The sequence below is a fragment of the Corynebacterium sp. c7Ub_26 genome, assembly GCF_053760365.1.
Map to the genome: position 1 here is coordinate 160,919 of NZ_JBSNBL010000002.1, position 18,654 is coordinate 179,572.

The 18,654-nt window shown below is 57.4% G+C and carries 16 protein-coding genes; 8 read left to right on the top strand and 8 right to left on the bottom strand.

Going from position 1 to position 18,654, the window contains the following annotated elements; translation table 11 throughout:
* Window positions 1-8: 8 nt before the first annotated feature.
* Window positions 9-1,049 (top strand): hypothetical protein, encoded by a 1,041-nt coding sequence (locus ACWORE_RS04055; RefSeq protein WP_455302753.1) that lies wholly within the window; start codon window positions 9-11, stop codon window positions 1,047-1,049.
* Window positions 1,050-1,190: 141 nt separating this feature from the next.
* Here ACWORE_RS04055 and qcrB read toward each other — a convergent pair whose 3' ends face one another.
* From qcrB to ctaE, 4 genes are all read right to left on the bottom strand, one after another.
* Complete coding sequence (gene qcrB / locus ACWORE_RS04060) at window positions 1,191-2,828, bottom strand: cytochrome bc1 complex cytochrome b subunit (protein WP_455302755.1); 1,638 nt, start codon at window positions 2,826-2,828, stop codon at window positions 1,191-1,193.
* The gene (gene qcrA, locus ACWORE_RS04065) at window positions 2,825-4,060 is read right to left on the bottom strand and encodes a cytochrome bc1 complex Rieske iron-sulfur subunit (protein WP_455302757.1); all 1,236 of its coding nucleotides are present in this window, start codon (window positions 4,058-4,060) and stop codon (window positions 2,825-2,827) included. The genes qcrB and qcrA overlap by 4 nt, the downstream gene beginning before the upstream one ends.
* Window positions 4,057-4,968: a cytochrome bc1 complex diheme cytochrome c subunit gene (gene qcrC, locus ACWORE_RS04070; protein WP_455302759.1), complete on the bottom strand. Its 912-nt coding sequence runs from the start codon at window positions 4,966-4,968 to the stop codon at window positions 4,057-4,059. Before qcrC ends, qcrA begins: the two co-directional genes overlap by 4 nt.
* 62 nt (window positions 4,969-5,030) lie before the next feature.
* Complete coding sequence (gene ctaE / locus ACWORE_RS04075) at window positions 5,031-5,642, bottom strand: aa3-type cytochrome oxidase subunit III (RefSeq protein ID WP_041628783.1); 612 nt, start codon at window positions 5,640-5,642, stop codon at window positions 5,031-5,033.
* A 315-nt stretch (window positions 5,643-5,957) separates the two neighbouring features.
* Here ctaE and trpD point away from each other — a divergent pair, with 315 nt between their 5' ends.
* Entirely contained in the window at window positions 5,958-7,049 is a 1,092-nt protein-coding gene (gene trpD, locus ACWORE_RS04080) for an anthranilate phosphoribosyltransferase (RefSeq protein ID WP_455302761.1), read from the top strand.
* Window positions 7,050-7,192: 143 nt separating this feature from the next.
* Here trpD and ctaF read toward each other — a convergent pair whose 3' ends face one another.
* Window positions 7,193-7,624, bottom strand: coding sequence for an aa3-type cytochrome oxidase subunit IV (ctaF, locus tag ACWORE_RS04085; RefSeq protein ID WP_012731357.1), 432 nt, complete (start codon window positions 7,622-7,624; stop codon window positions 7,193-7,195).
* Window positions 7,625-7,642: 18 nt separating this feature from the next.
* Window positions 7,643-8,758, bottom strand: a complete 1,116-nt coding sequence (gene ctaC, locus ACWORE_RS04090; protein WP_455302763.1) for an aa3-type cytochrome oxidase subunit II — start codon at window positions 8,756-8,758, stop codon at window positions 7,643-7,645.
* A gap of 526 nt (window positions 8,759-9,284) precedes the next feature.
* On the opposite strand from ctaC, the gene asnB reads away from it, so the two are divergent.
* Window positions 9,285-11,222, top strand: a complete 1,938-nt coding sequence (gene asnB / locus ACWORE_RS04095) for an asparagine synthase (glutamine-hydrolyzing) (protein ID WP_455302765.1) — start codon at window positions 9,285-9,287, stop codon at window positions 11,220-11,222.
* 94 nt (window positions 11,223-11,316) lie between these two features.
* Here asnB and erpA read toward each other — a convergent pair whose 3' ends face one another.
* Window positions 11,317-11,661: an iron-sulfur cluster insertion protein ErpA gene (erpA, locus tag ACWORE_RS04100; RefSeq protein WP_455302766.1), complete on the bottom strand. Its 345-nt coding sequence runs from the start codon at window positions 11,659-11,661 to the stop codon at window positions 11,317-11,319.
* 220 nt (window positions 11,662-11,881) lie between these two features.
* Here erpA and ACWORE_RS04105 point away from each other — a divergent pair, with 220 nt between their 5' ends.
* The 4 genes from ACWORE_RS04105 to ACWORE_RS04120 are packed head-to-tail and all read left to right on the top strand — an operon-like array spanning window position 11,882 to window position 15,386.
* Window positions 11,882-12,706 carry a DUF3043 domain-containing protein gene (locus ACWORE_RS04105; RefSeq protein ID WP_406606044.1) on the top strand — a complete coding sequence of 275 codons (825 nt, stop codon included), beginning with the start codon at window positions 11,882-11,884 and terminating at the stop codon, window positions 12,704-12,706.
* 51 nt (window positions 12,707-12,757) lie between these two features.
* Window positions 12,758-13,363 carry a bifunctional adenosylcobinamide kinase/adenosylcobinamide-phosphate guanylyltransferase gene (locus ACWORE_RS04110; RefSeq protein WP_296138238.1) on the top strand — a complete coding sequence of 202 codons (606 nt, stop codon included), beginning with the start codon at window positions 12,758-12,760 and terminating at the stop codon, window positions 13,361-13,363.
* Between the two features lie 50 nt (window positions 13,364-13,413).
* A complete protein-coding gene (gene cobT / locus ACWORE_RS04115; protein WP_455302768.1) occupies window positions 13,414-14,508 on the top strand; it encodes a nicotinate-nucleotide--dimethylbenzimidazole phosphoribosyltransferase in 1,095 nt (364 codons plus the stop codon).
* On the top strand, window positions 14,508-15,386 hold the full coding sequence (locus ACWORE_RS04120; RefSeq protein WP_455302770.1) for an adenosylcobinamide-GDP ribazoletransferase: 879 nt from the start codon (window positions 14,508-14,510) through the stop codon (window positions 15,384-15,386). Before cobT ends, ACWORE_RS04120 begins: the two co-directional genes overlap by 1 nt.
* Before the next feature lie 82 nt (window positions 15,387-15,468).
* On the opposite strand, the gene ACWORE_RS04125 is transcribed toward ACWORE_RS04120, so the two are convergent.
* A complete protein-coding gene (locus ACWORE_RS04125) occupies window positions 15,469-16,572 on the bottom strand; it encodes a branched-chain amino acid aminotransferase (RefSeq protein WP_296138244.1) in 1,104 nt (367 codons plus the stop codon).
* Window positions 16,573-16,775: 203 nt separating this feature from the next.
* Between ACWORE_RS04125 and sucB the strand changes: the two genes are divergently transcribed.
* Window positions 16,776-18,596 carry a 2-oxoglutarate dehydrogenase, E2 component, dihydrolipoamide succinyltransferase gene (gene sucB / locus ACWORE_RS04130; protein ID WP_455302772.1) on the top strand — a complete coding sequence of 607 codons (1,821 nt, stop codon included), beginning with the start codon at window positions 16,776-16,778 and terminating at the stop codon, window positions 18,594-18,596.
* Window positions 18,597-18,654: the final 58 nt, after the last annotated feature.

Genomic DNA, 18,654 nt, shown 5'->3' on the forward strand with positions numbered 1-18,654 from the left:
GTACGGCAGTGAACCTACACCGTCGGCTCAGACAATATATAAATGGCAATGACAAACGACGCCTGATCCCGCATCTTCTTCCCCAGACTCGGAACATCGACACGATCGAATGTGCTCACGGTTTTGAGGCTGAGGTTCGAGAAGCAACGCTGATCGCTAAATTCCGCCCGCCGTTCAACCGACGTTCTAAGGAACCGCGCCAGTATTGGTGGATTTCCGGGGCTCGTCCGCGCGCGCACGACGTTTCGCGAGCCACTATCTCGCGCGACCCCCGCTCTCCTAATGCTCTCGGTCCCTTTCAGACGCGCCAAAAAGCGACGACTGCGGCACGATTGCTGGGCATTGGAGCTCCGACAGCATCCGGGCTCCCCGTCGACCAGGCCATTCATTGGCCACCGTCGTTATCAACTGCAGAGGAACGGATTGCTACCTTTTTAACCCCTGAGGGAGTCTTAGATTCCGACGGCGTTGCTACTTCCGGCCCGGCTTACCTATCCGATGATATCCCCACCGGCGGCCATTCATACCCCCTTCAGCCCCTCGAGGAAAGCAGCGAGAGTCAAAGGAATAGACCTGACTACTACCAACAATTAATTAATGTGGTCACCGACTTGGCGTCGGACGGTCGTTTCCAGCGCGCAGCTCTCACGCGGGATGCCGTTGCAGCCTTACTATCGACGACGGCCACCGCGCAGGCCTACCGCGCGCTCGCCGCAACTCCCGAGATGAGGTTGACAGCTCCTGATGGCGAAGGTGGATGGAACCTTGCCGTCGTCCGTTACGGGCGGCTGGCGAGCGCGGGGCACGTTGCCAGAGGAGGCGCTCATGGGAACGCGGTGGATTTACTCCTCGCCCATGCCACGCATGTTGAGCCGGATTCTTCCCCGCTCGGAGGGGCGAGCATTGAACAATTACGCGTGATCCGGCGGTGGATGGAAAAACCCGGAGTGCGGCCAGGTCCTGGCTGCGAGGGATGGTTCATGCCGGTCTTGGGCGCTGGACGATTTGCCGCCTGGATAGATAAAGCTCAGAAGGCCACCGAGAGCTAACGGAATATATATACGCGAAACCCCGCTTCCCTGTTAAGGAAGGCGGGGCTAGTGACGTGCGCGTGAAATTACCTTTGCACACCGCGGTGCGGGGCCGAGACTCACTGCTCGGCGGACCCACTCCGTGGAATGCCCGGGTTATTACTTATCGTCGTTTTTATACTGCTCGCGGTTACGCGCCTGCAGCTCTTCGAGCATCTCTTTCTGTTCACGCTCATTCTCATGCTCGATCTCTTCCGCACGGTCCGCTATGTCTTGCGAATCCGGCGTGAAGAACGTGCCGCGACCCGGGTGGCCGGAGTAACCGAGCTGGTTCATCTGCTTCGGAACCGGGGCACCTTCGTATTCAAGCGGTACGGCGTGGCCGTGTTCATCAACCGGGCCTAGCGGCTGGTGAACTTCAATGAACCCACCCGAAGGCAGAACTTCGATCGTGCCGGTTGCGACGCCATGCTCCAGGACCTCACGGTCAGAGCGCTGCAAGCCGAGGCAAATACGGTACGTGCAGTAGTACACAATCGGTGGAACGATAACGAGACCGATACGTCCAACCCACGTCATAGCATTCAGCGAGATCTGGAAGTGGTAAGCGATCAGGTCGTTCATACCAGAGATGGTCAACAGGAAGTAAAAGCTGATGGCCATCATGCCGAGCGATGTACGAACCGGAACATCGCGGGGGCGCTGCAAGAGGTTGTGGTGCAGGTCGTCGCCAGTGAGCTTTTGCTCGATGAACGGGTACGTAACCAGCAGGACAACCAGCACGAGCAGCATGATCGCTACCCAGAAGATAGCAGGGATTGTGTACCGACCGATGTACAACTCCCACGCAGGCATGACGCGTGCAGCACCATCTGTCCACAGCATGTAAATATCAGGCTGAGAACCTGCTGACACCTGAGCCGGGTTGTATGGACCCAAGTTCCAGATCGCGTTGATCTGGAAAATGCCGCCGAGCAGAGCCAGAACACCGAAGGTGATGAGGCCAAAGCCGATACTCTTGACGGCGAAGACGGGGAGAATTCGCACGCCCACAACATTGTTCTCCGTACGTCCAGGTCCGGGGAACTGCGTGTGCTTCTGGTACCAGACCAAGGCAAGGTGCACAGCAATCAACGCCAGCAAGATACCCGGAATGATGAGCACGTGTGCAATGTACAGACGGTCAATGATGATGTCGCCTGGGTAATCACCGTTGAACATCATCCAGTGCAACCAGGTACCGATGATCGGGAGACCAAGGATGATGGCCGACATAATACGGAGACCAACACCTGACAGGAGGTCGTCCGGCAGCGAGTAGCCCATGAAGCCCTCGGCCACCGACAGGAGCAGAAGCACACAACCAATAACCCAGTTGGCTTCGCGTGGCTTACGGAATGCTCCGGTGAAGAAGATACGGAACATGTGCACCGTAATAGACACGGCGAACATTAGGGCTGCCCAGTGGTGGATCTGTCGGATAAACAGACCACCGCGAACCTCGAAGGAGAGGTTGAGGGCTGTCTCATAGGCGCGGGACATTTCCACGCCGTTGAGCGGTGCGTAGGCACCGTCGTAGATGACCTTGCTCATCGACGGGTCGAAGAACAGGGTCAGGTATGTTCCGGAAAGGAGGAGGATGACGAAAGAGTACAGAGCAATTTCGCCGAGCATAAACGACCAGTGGGTCGGAAATACCTTGTTGATCTGGCGCCGAACCCCGGAGGACATGGTGTAGCGGTCATCCATGTTCCGCGCGGCTTGCGCCATGTGCGATGGATAAGTCTTAGTGGTCATGAACGACGCTCCCAGAAGGCCGGGCCGACGGATTCAACGAAGTTACCCTTTGCGTAAAGGAATCCCTCGTCATCCACAGCAATGGGCAGTTGCGGAAGAGGACGTGAGGCTGGGCCGAATACTGGCTTGCCGTAGTGCAACGCATCGAACTGTGACTGGTGGCACGGGCAAAGAATTCGGTTGGTTTGCTGCTCGTACAGCGATGTCGGGCAGCCAATGTGCGTGCAGATCTTCGAGTAGGCGTAGTAGTCGCCGAAGTGGAAGTCTTCCTGCCCCTTACGCTGAATGGCGCGCTTGGCGTCACTGTGGCGCAGACGGATCAACATGACCGAGTTACGCGAACCATGGATGGACTCCATGTGCGCCTCGTACACATCGGCGTTCTTGTCGTATTTGTCGTGGTCGTTGACGACATCCTCGAGAAGCGGGAAGACCGTTTCCATGGCCCCAGCGTTCAGATCCTCAGGGCGAAGCCGCACCAAGCGGGTAACGCCGCGAGTCTCGTACGTCTCGCCAGTAGCCTCATAGCCACCTTCGTGCTTTTCAGCTGTGACGCCGGTGTCGCGGCCTAGGTAAACTTTTTTGCCCTTCTCTGTGAGGGTCCATCCCGTCGTCCACAGAGTGCCGTCGCCCTGGACGTCCATGCCTTTGGCCTTGGGCTTCCAGGGGTTCTTAATCATCCCGCCGATCGGGAAGATTAATGCGAGCCCTGCGGCAACGGCGCCGGTTCCCATGATGCCTTTAAGCACCTTGCGGCGACCAAGGGTGGATGTTTCCCAGGAATCGTTGAGGAGAGCCACGAGGGTCTTCTGGTCAACTTCATCCGACGGGCCGTCGTGACGACGCTGAACGGAAATTTCCTCGGGGATGAATTTCTTGGTGAACTTGACCGCTCCGATGCCGAGGCAGAGAATCGCCAAGCCCATGCACGCCCCGAATAGCGGAGTGTAGAGGGAGTAGAGCCAGAGGCCGTCCTCCCCTAGCCCCTTGTACTTCCAGGGCCAGAACAGGTAAACAGCGATAAACGCAATGGCGAAGACTGCGCCTAGGAGGAACCACAAGCCGACGCTGCGCGCGGCGCGTTTCTCCTCAGGGTCGTTGTCCATGGGGAAACGCTGTTTACGGTAAGCAACGGTAACGTCGTCAAGCTCGGTACCGAGGCGAGCGAGCTCGTCATTGCTCATGGCGGCGAGCTCTTCGGACGTGTATTTCTTCGTTATCTTGTCACTCATGACCGCGTTCCAATCCATAGTGCCGCGCAGACCATAACGGTGACGCCGCCGATCCATATCAACAAACCTTCAGTGACTGGACCAATACCGCCCAGGCCGTATCCGCCCTGTGTCGGGGTGTCCTGCTGAGACTTGATGAAGGCGATAATGTCCTTCTTCTGGTCTGAGGTCAGCTGGCGATCGGAGAACTTTGGCATGTTCTGAGGGCCGGTCAACATCGCCTGGTAGATCTCTTGCTCATTGGCAGGATCAAGATCAGGTGCGTACTTACCACCGGAGAGCGCGCCGCCCTTACCGGTGAAGTTGTGGCACGATGCACAGTTCAAACGGAACAAATCAGAACCGCGAGCGACGTCCTCAGCTTTGATGTTTCCGTCATAGTGTTCGCCACGGAGAGACTCCATAGCGATGTTCCCGTCCTGATCGTGAACGATGTCCGGTCCACCACCGCGGGACTGCACGTAAGCTGCCAAAGCCAGCGTCTCTTCTTCTGAGTAACGGGCTTTCTTACGCTCCACCTGGGCTTCGTTGCGGGTCATCGGCATGCGGCCAGAGTGCACCTGGAAGTACACAGCGCCTGCACCAACACCGGTGAGTGCTGGGCCACGGTCTTTAACGCCCTGGAGATTGGCGCCGTGGCAAGTGATACATGCAACGTCGTAAATATCTTTACCCTGCGAGACGAGGGCTGCCTGGTCTTTATCAGCGTTGGCAGTCTGAGCGTCAGGGGTTAGGGCATCAGCGAGAAAACCTGCGCCAGTAAGGCCGAGGGCCAAAGCTGCCGTACTAGCAAAAGTACGACGTAACTTTCGGCGGCCACGGACCTTCTTGGCGTGGCGCACGGTGTCGGTTCCGGTCTCCACCGCGGAACCCGACAACGTGCCGGAATTGTTGGAGTTAACCATCATTTTCCCTTTATGTCGTCATGGAAAGTGAGGGCGGTGTGGTGGCCAATAAGGCCAGGCCCGGCCTACTGAATGAAGTAGATAGTGATGAACAGCCCAATCCACACAACGTCAACGAAGTGCCAGTAGTAAGACACCACGATGGACGCTGTCGCCTGGGCGGGAGTGAACTTGGCTTTGTAGGTACGCAAGAGCACAATCCCGAAGGCCAGGATCCCGGCAAAAACGTGGACAGCGTGGAAACCGGTCGTGATGTAGAAGCACGAACCGTACACACTGTGTTGGATCGTTGTTCCGTCAAGGACGAGGTGCGTGTATTCGTTGACCTGACCAGCCAAGAACACGAGTCCCATAACGGCAGAAAGGGCGTACCAGCGGCGAAGGGCGAAGACATCACCTCGCTCTGCCGCGAACACGCCCCACTGCGCCGTAAACGACGACGCAACCAGGATGATCGTAAAGAACAAAGCCAGGGGCACGTTCAATTCGACATCCGCCGGGGGCCAATCTCCGCCGGAATTTGCGCGCGACACAAAGTACATCGCGAACAGACCAGCGAAGAACATCAATTCCTGAGACAGGAACACAACAGTTCCGACACTGACCATGTTGGGTCGGTTCAGTGTCGCAACACGCTGTGGTGCTGCCATACCTGAGTTTCCTACTGCGCTCGTCACGCATGTAATTATGACTGACAGCCCCCTCCAAGGTCACTTTTATACTTCGGCAAGTATCGGGAACTCTTAAAATCCCAGCTCAGAACCATGATAAAATTAGGGGGGGAACCCTTATTGGGGGTAACGGGAACTTTAACCCGCTTATTACCGACGGCCCCTTTTGCGGACACCTGTCTCATGGTGCAGTTCAACCAGAACCGGCGGAGACAACCGTCGGAGATTATCCCTTTGGAGACGACGCCCTCGGAGAATCAGCGCTCCGGTATCGTCATAGAAAACGTATTAAACATATCAGTACACGAGCATGGAGCACACATGACGACGAATTGGGTTGACCTTCTCAACCACATAGCCGGCGGGCGCGATCTGACCTCCGATGAAGTTTCAGCCGCGATGCACTCCATCATGAGCGGCGAGGCATCGCCCGCCAAGATCGCTAGCTTTATCTACGGAATCCGAGTGAAGGGAAGCACCCCGACAGAGCTCGAGGCGGCTGCGTCGACAATGCTGGACTTTGCCCAGCCGGTTAAACTACCGTCCACCCCCGAGGATGATCGTGGGCCTGCTGTCGACATTGTCGGTACCGGCGGGGATGGAGCCCACACGGTCAACGTTTCGACGATGGCGTCGCTTCTGTTTGCCTCGATGGGTATCGACGTTATCAAGCACGGTAATCGCGCGGCGTTGTCGCGGTCTGGCGGAGCAGACATGCTGGAGGCTCTCGGCGTCCCGATTGACCTCTCTCCCGACGACGTGACACACATGCTGAGCCAGCACCACTTTGCTTTCATTTTTGCGCGCACCTACCACCCAGCAATGAAGTACGCGGCACCGGTGCGCTCGGATATCAAGGTTCCTACACTGTTTAACCTTCTAGGCCCCATGACAAACCCTGCCCGACCGACCGCGGGGCTTATCGGGTGTGCGTTCCCGGAGATGACCTCCGTCATGGCAGACGCGTTCGCGCGGCGCGGTGACACGGTGCTCGTCGTTCACGGGCAAGACGGATTAGATGAGTTTTCCGTCTCTGGTCCCACCGATGTGTACGTGACACACGATGGTGGCGCCGAACGCTACGAGTTTGATCCTCGCGATTACGGATTCTCCTACTATCCGGTGAGGGCAATCCGGGGCGGCGATGCGGACACCAACGCTCGTGTGGCTCGTCAATTATTCTCTCTTGACCCCGTTGCCGATACGCCAACAACCCCGCTCCCCTGCGATATGAGCGCTGTGGAAAACGCCGTGCTTTTCAGCGCTGCTGGGGCACTAGTGTCCGCGCAAGGGTTTGGCAAGGAATCGTTCCGCGATGCAATGGGTGAGGCGCTCGGCCGGGCCAAGGCGGCATTACATGATGAGGGAACTAAAGATCGTATCCAGCGCCTCGTTTCAGAGAAACGCCCTTAGCAGAGCACCCCCCCTGCACCGACGGCTAGCTCGGCGCTAGCCGCGCCATCTGAGACAGCAAAAGCACCCGCGCCAGGAAGGACGCACGGGTGCTTTTTGTGGATGAAAATTAGCTGCGGGGCGCTAACCCCGCCAAGTACGGACTAGTGCTTTTCCACTGGTGTTCCGTACTGCAGGTTCAGTTTGACTGTTGCCCAGACGGTGATCACGGCGCCGATGCCGATCATCCAGTAGGCCAGGAAGACAACACCATAGCCAAGCACAGCGATGCCGCAAGTCATGGCGAAGGGCCAGATGGAGTTGGGGCTGAAGAAGCCGAATTCACCGGAACCATCAACCTGCTCTGCTTCCTCCCAGTCCATCGGCAGGACATCCGAGTGGCGTTCTGTGATGTGGAGGTACACGCCGAGCATCAGCGTCATCAAGGCGCCGAGCAATAGTCCGGCCGATCCTGCCCATTCGATACCGCTGATGTAGCCGTTATCGTTGATGAACTTGGTGGCCAAGACGTAGATCACAGTCATGATCACAAGGAAGACGGTGATCGCGTAAAACAGTCGCGATGAGGATTTCATAACGGTGTACTCCTAGTTCTATGACTGCTCGGCTTGGTTGTTGTCGACGTAGTTGTCGTTCGCTTCGCGCGTATCCTCACGCCCAGGTAGGAACGGGTGGGTTGAGGTTGCGTACGGTTGCTCGCCGATCGCCTTCAACGCATCAGTATTCGACGCGCTCGGATTGTCTTTACGGAAGTTCATGTAGTCACGGAACTTATCCGGGCTGACAACACGGATCTCGAAGTTCATCATGGCGTGGTAAGTACCGCACATCTCGGCACAACGTCCGACGAACGCGCCTTCCTTATCGATCTTTTCGATTTGGAACTTGCGGTTGGACTTGTTCGCTTCGGGGTGCGGGAAAGCGTCACGCTTGAACAAGAACTCGGGAACCCAGAAAGAGTGAATAACGTCAGCTGACGCGAGGTCGAACTGGATGGCTGTCTGGGATGGCAGGACCAAGACAGGAACCTCGTCAGTAGTTCCCACGGTCTCGATCTTGTCAAAGTTCAGGTAGGATAGATCGCTCTTCGAGTTACCATGAATCGGGTTCGATGCGCCCTCTTCACCACGGCTGCTGCTTTCGATCTTCTTCGTGCCATCAGCAGCGGCCTGAGCGGAATCGTCTCTCCCCTCGTAGGTGTTCCCACCCATCAAGGAGCCATCGACCTCGTTATAACCAAATTTCCAGTTCCACTGGAACGCGGTGACATCGACCTTAACCTTCGGGTCTTTGTCCATCGCTGTGACCTTATCTTCGGTCTGCACAGTGAAGAAGAAGATGACCATCACGATGATGATCGGGACTGTGGTCAAAACAAGTTCAAGCGGGATGTTGTACTGCGTCTGACGCGGGAACTCTTTTTCACCCTTCTTCTCTTTCCGCCTCGCACGGAATGCAAAGGACGAGTAGAACATCAAGCCCCACATGATGATGCCCACGATCCAAGCTGCTACCCAGATCCACACCCAGAAGTTCCCAATCTCCTTGGCTTCAGGGGTGATGCCGTCGGGTACGCCGAATCGCAGAAGCTTAAAGAAGCCGTTATCGGGCGGCGCTACGCTACATCCGGACAGCAAGTAGCCACCGGCTGCCAAAACGCCAGCTAGTCCTAGCTTGCGCGACCAATTGCGCATTTTTCGGTGTTCCACGTGTGTTTGCCTTCCTGATCCACACCAGGTTGAAAAAACGCTGGGATTCATTCCTCTTTTAGCTAGGGTAACCCATAACGAGGGATAAACCATCATGGATGGGCGTCAAGAGTTCCCACCAGACTGGAAAAAGCTGCCAGTTTTACCCCCGCGACTGCCCGACATCGGCAAGCATTAAATCGTAGCTTTGTTCCCAACCGATCGTCGTTAACGATTTACGCTGGTATTTTCCTGTCAGAATTGTCAGCATCCTCACAGCTTTCCTGTCGCGTGCGTTACATCATCAAGAAAATGTTATTCGCGTCACAATTCCCCTACATTGGGTCAGCCCGTTGTCCACTGGATGAACAAATACAGGGCCGTCGCCGAGGCAGCTCGCACTTTCCCACTCCACACGACTAGAGTCGAGGAGAATTCCGTCGCTAACACTGTCTGCCCAGAAGAAGTCACATAACGGGCTGTTCGGATCGGGCTGCTCAGTGTTGTACGGATATATAAAAGGTATAGAACAGAAAGGCCTTATTGAATGTGCGGTTTGCTCGGACTCATCGCCGCTAGCGGAAATGCGGAGGATTTTGTTCAAGCCACTGGTTCATCACTGACCTGCATGCGTCACCGTGGCCCGGATGAGGATGGCACCTGGAATGACGCCGACGTGGTCTACGGATTCAATCGGCTGTCCATCATTGACCTCGCACATTCCCATCAGCCTTTACAGTGGGGCCCGGAAAACCAGCCCAACCGGTACGCGCTAACCTTCAACGGCGAAATCTACAACTACAAAGAGCTGCGCTCCGAGCTGAAGTACAAGGGATATACCTTCGCCACCGACGGGGACAGCGAAACGATCGTCGTCGGCTATCACCACTGGGGACGAGACGTCGTTCACCATCTTCGTGGAATGTTTGCATTTGCTGTGTGGGACTCGGTCGACAAAACGATGTACCTCGCTCGTGACCAGTTCGGCATTAAACCGCTCTACTGGGCAACTACCGACAAGGGCACCCTTTTTGCATCCGAGAAGAAATGCCTGCTCTCCATGGCAGACAAAGCTGCCATCGATCTGTCGCTGGATAAGCGCGCCATCGAGCATTACATGGACTTGCAGTATGTCCCCGAACCTGAGTCCCTGCACACCGGGATTCGCCGACTGGAATCCGGTTGCTGCGCGACAGTGAAGCCCGGTGAAAAGCCGGAGGTACATCGCTGGTTTACTCCTCGCTTCCCCGAAACCTCGGTGAACAAGGAGAATATCGATTCCGAGATTTCAAAGATCGAGTATGCCCTCGAGGATTCTGTTGCTAAGCACATGCGTGCCGACGTCACCGTCGGATCGTTCCTGTCTGGCGGAATCGACTCGACGGCCATTGCGGCGCTCGCGAAACGCCACAACCCGAACTTGCTGACCTTCACCACCGGTTTCGAGCGAGAGGGGTATTCGGAAGTCGACGTTGCCGCGGAATCCGCGGAAACGATCGGCGTCGAGCACATCGTTAAGGTGTTCTCCCCCGAGGAATTTGCGGAGGCGTTCCCCCGCATCATCTGGTATTTAGATGATCCGGTGGCAGACCCGGCCCTCATCCCTCTGTATTTCGTCGCGGCGGAAGCCAGGAAGCACGTCAAAGTTGTTCTCTCTGGCGAGGGCGCCGACGAGCTCTTCGGCGGATATAACATCTACCATGAGCCGCTTTCTCTTGCCCCGTTCGAGAAGATCCCGTCATTTGCCAAGAAGGGTCTGCGGACCCTCGCACAACGCCTACCTGATGGCGTGCGAGGCAAGTCGTTGTTAGAGCGAGGTACCACTCCTCTTGAGGAGCGTTATTACGGCAACGCCCGATCCTTCTCCTTCGATCAGCTCCGGCGCGTGATTCCGTGGGCCAAGAAAGAGTGGAACCATACGGATGTCACGACTCCGATTTACGAAAAGTCGCAGGGGTGGGATCCGGTAGCCAGGATGCAGCACCTTGACCTGTTCACCTGGTTGCGTGGCGACATCCTGGTCAAGGCTGACAAGATGACCATGGCGAATTCCCTCGAGCTCCGTGTGCCGTTCCTCGACAAAGAGGTCTTCAATGTCGCGCAATCATTGCCGACGAGCATGAAGCTGGCTCATGGCACATCGAAGTGGGCATTGCGCCAGGCGATGGAACGCATCGTTCCTCCGCACGTTCTTAACCGGCGGAAGCTTGGGTTCCCTGTCCCGATCCGGCACTGGTTGGCCGGCGACGAGCTCTACGGCTGGGCAGAGGACATTATCACCTCATCGCAGGCCGGTGAGATCGTCGACCTCGGAGCCACCCGCTCCATGCTGGAAGAACACCGCTCTTCCATGACCAGCGGATCTGGCCCTGACCATTCCCGCCGCCTATGGACTGTGTTGGCATTCTTAATCTGGTACGGAATCTTCGTGGATAAGTCGATCACCCCGGACATCCCAGAGCCGACGTACCCGGTCGAGATGTAAAGCGGCGCCCGTTTACATATGAGAAAACGCCGGCCACAGCTCATTGTATGGTCGGCGTTGAATATTAACTACGAGCAGACTGTTGAGCCTCGTATTAGTTGAACGATTCTCCGCACGCACAAGACCCCTCGGCGTTCGGGTTATCAATCGTGAAGCCCTGCTGTTCGATGGTGTCCGCGAAGTCGATCGTCGCGCCGGTCAAATATGGTGCACTCATGCGGTCAACAACCAGGTTGACGCCGTCATAGTCATCGACGAGGTCACCGTCTAAGGTCCGATCGTCGAAGAAGAGCTGGTAGCGCAGGCCAGCACAACCACCTGGCTGCACTGCAATGCGCAGTGCTAACTCGTCGTTTTGTTCTTGGCTCAGCAGAGACTTTGCCTTAGCTGCAGCGGCATCAGTCAAAATAACGCCAGTTGTCTTCTCCGGTGCAGTCATGCACTTCTCCTAACACGAAACAGGATGCTCTTTGAAGCTACCTCAAATGATTAGTGGACACTACCGTACTCCACATCACAGCAGAACGCACTGTACAGCTAAATTATTTCACACGGCATAAGAGTCCCCCTTGTCGCGGACATCTGACACCTTGGGCACACCTACCCTCGCCTTATTCACAGGGTCGAACCCCTTTTCTTATATCCTTGATCGCGTGAAGATGCCATGGACAACGTCGAAAGAAAATCAGTCGAACGATGGCTCTGCGTCAGAATCATCGACGACGAAGTCATCGCGGTGGAACCGTAAGCGTAAAGGGTCAGTCAGCGTCACTGCCGGTGGTAGCAAACCCGCCTCAACCAGCAGCAGTGCAGCAGACGGAAACTCCTCCGACAGCGATAGCAGCGGTAGCCAGTCGCAGGATCGCTCCACCCCCAAGGGATATACACCACCGAAAGGCCACGCCACACCTAAACGCAATGACGTCGAACGCCAAAAGGGTGTGCGCAAAACGGCCTATAAGGCGCCTGAGACTCCTGCGGAAGCGCGTAAACAGCGCAAAGAGTTGAAGAACTCAATGAGCAAAGAAGAGTACAAGGCACTCAAGCGCAAGCAGCGCGACGAACGCGCACGGGAACGCGAGCGGAACCGTGAACGCATGATGAGCGGCGATGAACGCTACCTCATGGACCGGGACCGTGGCCCCGAGCGGCGATTGATCCGCGACTGGGTTGATTCCCGCCGTCTCTTTGCCAATACGTTCATGCCCATCGTAGTCGTGCTGCTTATTCTGATGTTCGTCACGACCGCAACGCGCAGCTATCTGCTTAATAATCTGCTCTCCATGGTGGGGATGATTCTGCTCATCCTGATCGTCCTCGACGGTGTTCTATCGGGCCGTCGGGTGTCTCGTTTCGTCCGTGAACGTCACCCGGATACTGCTCTATCGACCTGGTCAATGGGCTTCTACGCCTTCTCCCGCGCGTCGATGATCCGACGGTTCCGTACCCCGCGCCCGCAGGTCAACATCGGCGATAACATTTAACGCCCACTTATAAAACGCACGCACTGCATAGAATCGTAAGCACTGCCCAAGATGAAAACTTTGGTTCTTGGTGGAGCCCGGTCAGGTAAATCTGAATGGGCGGAGCACCTGGTGACACCCTCAGATTCCGCGGCGCCTCACGACGATGTCCATGTCACTTACGTCGCGACTGCACGGCCCTGGGGTTCCACCTTCGACGCCGACTTCGCTCGCCGGATCGAGCGCCATCGTGCACGCCGCCCATCTTGGTGGCACACCGAGGATTCACGGGACCTCGTCGACGTCCTCACCGAATCATCCGACCAGCCAGCAGCCCCTCACACTACTATCCTTGTCGACGATCTTGGCACGTGGTTGACCCACGAACTTGCTGAGGTAGGCATGTGGGATGCGGAGTTCGGGTTGGACGACTGGAACAAAGGATTACACGCCATCGGTGCCCGGCGCGACCGACTAATCACCGCTTTGCGCCACGTTCCGGCGGATGGCCCTAATCTTGTTGTTGTTAGCCCTGAGGTTGGAATGGGCATTGTCCCCAGCTATCCATCTGGCGGTGTCTTCCGGGACGAGCTCGGACGGCTCAATGCTGATGTTGCATCGGTATGCGATCGAGTTGTCCTTGTGGTCGCTGGGTGTGCTCTCGATCTCCGGTCCTGAATACTCCGATGGCAATGCTTAGCACCGACAATAAATAGAGAGAAGCAACAGTGAGCGATTCCTCTTTTCCCCTCATCTCTCCTCCCGACGAACACGTGTATGCGCGGGCTCGTCAGCGGCAGGCGGAACTGACTAAACCCGCAGGCTCACTGGGGCGATTAGAAGACTTGGGCTGCTGGATTGCGGCTTGCCAGGGGCAGTGTCCACCCCAACCGCTTAACGACGTCACCACGGTGGTTTTCGCCGGCGATCATGGAATTGCTTCGAATGGAGTCAGCGCTTATCCGACGGATGTCAGCGTGCAGATGGCGTCGAATATCGAGTCCGGAGGCGCAGCGGTGTCCGTTCTCGCGAAACGCGCAGGCACCTCGGTTCGTGTAATTGATGTCAGCCTGAATAGCGGCTCTGAAGCCGATACCCATATCTGTGACGGCAGCGGGTCGATTGATCGGGAAGACGCCATGAGCCGCGATGAGTACCGACGCGCGCTTCAGGTTGGGATCGACGCTGCTGATCGCGAGATTGACTCCGGGGTTGATCTGCTTATTGCCGGCGATTTAGGCATCGGAAATACGACGCCCGCCGCAGCGCTGATTGGTGCCCTAACCAACACCGAGCCCGTCGTCGTCGTTGGACGTGGCACCGGAATCGACGACAACGGATGGAAACGGAAAACTGCGGCGATTCGTGATGCGATGTATCGCGTCCACAATATTCATGATGAACCCGCCAGCGTGCTCCAGTTCATTAGCTCACCAGATATCACGGCGATGGTTGGCTTCCTTGCACAGGCAGCTGTGCGCCGCACACCGGTTATTCTCGACGGGATCGTTGTGTGTGCGGCCGCCCTTGTCGCCGAAAAGCTTGCGCCGGGCGCGAAGCAATGGTGGGTCGCCGGCCACCGGAGTGTTGAGCCCGCCCAGAAGATTGCGCTGCGCGAGCTAGAGCTGACCCCGGTCGTTGATTTGGGGATGCGGCTCGGCGAGGGTTCGGGGGCAGTCGTTACGCTCATGATCGTCAACGCAGCCGTGGACATCATCCGCAACATGGCGACGTTCGACGAGGCTGGTGTGTCGACGGCCGCGGATGCTGAAGATTCCGGCGCCGAAGACTCCCCTGCCGAAGCCCCTGGCGCCGAAGAATAATGTCTGGTAAAGCAGGATTTTCGAGTGAGCAGCCCGACAACCCCACCCATGGCCACGCTATTCCCGACGGAATATCGACAGCATTTAGTTGGTTAACGGTGCTGCCTTTCCGTGGCTCACGCGTTTTCGACCGCACGACGGGCCGTCGGGCAATGCTGGCGATGCCGCTGGTGGGGGTATTCCACGGACTCGTCGCGGGGTACGTGTTCACACTGACGTGGCTCCTCCAGGTGAACTTCGGCCATAACCTGGACCTCTGGGTCGTTGCGTTCGTAATCGTCGCCCTGTGGGAATTCGGCACCCGACTTATGCATCTCGACGGTTTGAGCGACGTTGCCGACGCGCTCGGCAGCTACGCCCCGCCGCCGAAAGCTCGGGCCATTCTTTCGGACACGAACGCGGGCCCCATGGGCGTTGCAGCCGTCGTGTTTTCCGTGGCAGCCCAGATCATCGGTGTTCACGCGATCATGCAGGGGGCGGGATCAACGAGTCTCAGCGATGCAGGCTCCTCCACCACTTCGGACTTCCCTCCATCCACCGTCATCGGACTCATCCTCGTGCCAACAGTCGCGCGAATCAGCGCCTTGATTCTTTGCACAGAGGGATACCGCCCAGCAAATCCCTCGGGTTTCGGCGCGCTCGTCATCGGAACCGTTCCGAAGCTCGGGACAGCCGCATGGGTTATAGGAGCAGCCATCGCCACATTCGTCGGCGGAGGAATCCTCTGGACGCTGATGGCACTGGCGGTCATCGCCTTAGCGATACCGTGGGCACGTCATTGCAGCCGGCGGTTCGACGGCCTGGCCGGAGACTGCCTCGGGGCGACCATCGAGCTCGCGACCGCAGCAACTGTCGTTCTCTTCAGCCTGACTTCCTAATCAATATGCATAAAGCCCCGCTCACTCATACGTGGGCGGGGCTAGCGCTATAAACGCAAATTGCTTTTTACTTCACCAGGTTTTACTTCACCAGGGTGTAGCGCCAACCGTGGGAATCGTCGACAGAGCCGTGCTGGATCCCCGTCAAGGTTTCACGCAGTTCCATCGAGATCGGGCCTGCTTGTCCACCGTTGATCGTGAACTCCCCTTCGTTGGACTTCACGGTTCCGACTGGGGTGATAACGGCGGCGGTACCGCAGGCGAAGGCCTCACTCATCTCTCCGGACTTCGCGGCTTCACGCCACTCGGCCGTCGAGATCTTCCGTTCTTCCACGGCCATTCCGCGATCTTCAGCCAGCTTCAGCAACGAATCGCGGGTGACACCGGGCAGCAAGGAACCGGACAATGCGGGAGTAACCAGCTTCGCGTCGTCGCCAGTGCCGTAGATGAAGGCGAGGTTCATGCCGCCCATTTCCTCGACATAGTTGCGCTCGATGGCGTCCAACCAGACAACCTGGTCGCAGCCCTTTTCCTCTGCTTGCGACTGGGCAGCCAAAGAGGCCGCGTAGTTACCGGCGAACTTTGCAGCTCCTGTGCCACCGGGGCAGGCGCGGACGTAGTCCTCACACAGCCAAACAGTCACCGGTTTGATGCCGCCACTGAAGTACGACCCAGCCGGCGATGCGATCAAGTAAAAGCGGTACGTCGACGACGGGTGAACTCCCAGGCCCTTCTCGGTCGCGATCATAAACGGGCGCAGGTACAGCGCTGCTTCGCTTCCCGCTTCAGGAACCCAGTCTGCGTCGATCTCCACCAGCTGATGGAGCGATTCCATAAATAATTCTTCCGGCAGTCCGGGCATTGCCAGCCGCTTGGCCGAGTTCTGCATCCGTCGGCAATTTTGGTCTGGACGGAATGTGGCTATGGAACCATCTGGCTGACGGTATGCTTTGAGTCCCTCGAAGATCTCCTGACCGTAATGGAACAGTGTCGTTGCTGGATCCAAGGTGATCGGGCCGTAGGGGACGACGCGAGGATCATGCCATCCTTGCTCCCCATACCAGTCGATAATCACCATGTGGTCGGTAAAGTTCGCTCCGAAGCCTGGGTTCGCGAGCACCTTGGCGATAGCCTCGGGGGATGTCGGGTGTGGATTTTTTTCTACGGTGAAAGTCTTATCGGCCATGGTTCCTACTGTAGACCCTCCCCCATATCCAGGTAACTTTAGCCAGATTTTGACGGCCAAGGCGCGTCTGAGGAGAAGCCACGGTATTGTGGGAGCACGTAAAGTCATGCCGTAATCAGATCCTCATGACACGTTTCAACGATCAGCGTCACAGATCTGCGTTGACTTCTTAACTATCGCTTATTTTAGAGGAGACTTCCACCATGGCGTTCTCTGTTGAGATGCCCGAACTCGGCGAATCCGTCACCGAAGGCACGGTCACCACGTGGCTCAAACAAGTAGGTGACACCGTCGCTGTCGACGAACCGCTTTTGGAGGTTTCGACTGACAAGGTCGACACCGAGATTCCTTCACCCGTTGCTGGTGTGTTGACAAAAATTATTGCCAACGAAGACGACACTGTCGAGGTCGGCGAGGTCATCGCAGAGATTGGTGAAAAGGGCGACGACACCAGCAGCGACGACAGTGGTGCGTTGGAGTCCGCCGATTCTGGCTCTGGTGATTCCGGCGCTGAGGAGAAGAGCTCTTCGAAGGGCGAGCAGGCGGAGAAGTCCTCTAGCTCTGGTTCGGGTGGTGCTGCTTCTGGCGAGGCCACCGACGTTGAAATGCCCGAGCTCGGCGAGTCCGTCACCGAGGGAACCATCACCCAGTGGCTGAAGAGCGTCGGCGACGAGGTTAAGGTCGACGAACCACTTCTGGAAGTGTCCACCGACAAGGTCGACACCGAAATCCCCTCACCTGTGGGCGGAACTCTCGTCGAAGTGCTCGCTGAGGAAGACGACACCGTCGACGTCGGATCCGTTATCGCCCGCATCGGCGACGCCAACGCCGCCTCCAGCAGCTCCTCCGACGACAAGGCCGACAAGAAGTCTGAGGAAACCAAGCCTGAGGAGAAGGCCGAGCCTGACCCCCCTAAGAGCGAGAAGACTGAGGAGACCAAGGACACCTCGGACTCCGCCACCAGCTCCGAAACGGCATCGCCTAAGGCATCGTCCGCCAGCGCGCCCGATCGGGAGGAACCTGCTACTCGCCCGTCGACCAAGGTCAACACCGGTGGCAAGCTCCCGTACGTGACCCCTCTGGTACGAAAGCTGGCGGAGAAGCACGGCGTTGATCTCACCACAGTTGAAGGCTCCGGCGTCGGTGGACGAATCCGCAAGCAGGACGTTCTTGCCGAAGCCGAGAAGGCGAAGGCCGCACCGGACACGTCGTCGACAAGCGGAAAAGCAGACGAGAAGCCGGCGCAGGACGGTCCGCGTGCAGCGTGGTCCACCAAGCGCGTCGATCCGAAGAAGGCAGAGCTGATCGGTACGACCCAAAAGGTCAACCGCATTCGCTCGCTGACCGCATCGAAGACGCTGGAATCTCTCCACTCCTCCGCGCAGCTAACGCAGGTCCACGAGGTCGATATGACCGACGTCGCTGCACTGCGCAAGGCGTCGAAACCCGCGTTCAAGGAGAAGTATGGCGTCAACCTCACGTACCTCCCCTTCTTCGCAAAGGCCGTTGTCGAAGCGCTCATTTCCCACCCGAATGTCAATGCGTCCTACAACGCTGAGACCAAGGAAATGACCTACCACGACAAGGTCAACCTGGGGATCGCCGTCGATACGGAAGCTGGCCTTCTCTCGCCGGTCATTCACAACGCTCAGGACATGACATTGCCGGAACTGGCTGCAGCAATTGCTGACATCGCCGACCGGGCACGGACCAACAAGCTGAAGCCGAACGATCTCACCGGCGGCACCTTCACCATCACCAACATTGGTTCAGAAGGCGCGCTGACCGACACCCCGATCCTTGTACCGCCGCAGGCAGCCATGATGGGGACCGGCGCGATCGTGAAGCGGCCGTCCGTCGTCCCGACATCCGACGGCTCAGAAGCGATTGCCATCCGTCAGATGGTGCTGCTGCCTCTCACCTACGATCACCAGATCGTCGACGGTGCAGACGCAGGGCGGTTCATGACCACCGTCCGCGATCGCCTCGAGACAGCTAATTTCGAGGGGGATCTTGACCTCTAAATCCTGAATGCCGCGACACACGGGTCCGCTCTAACTCTGCGCGACACCGTGTGACCAG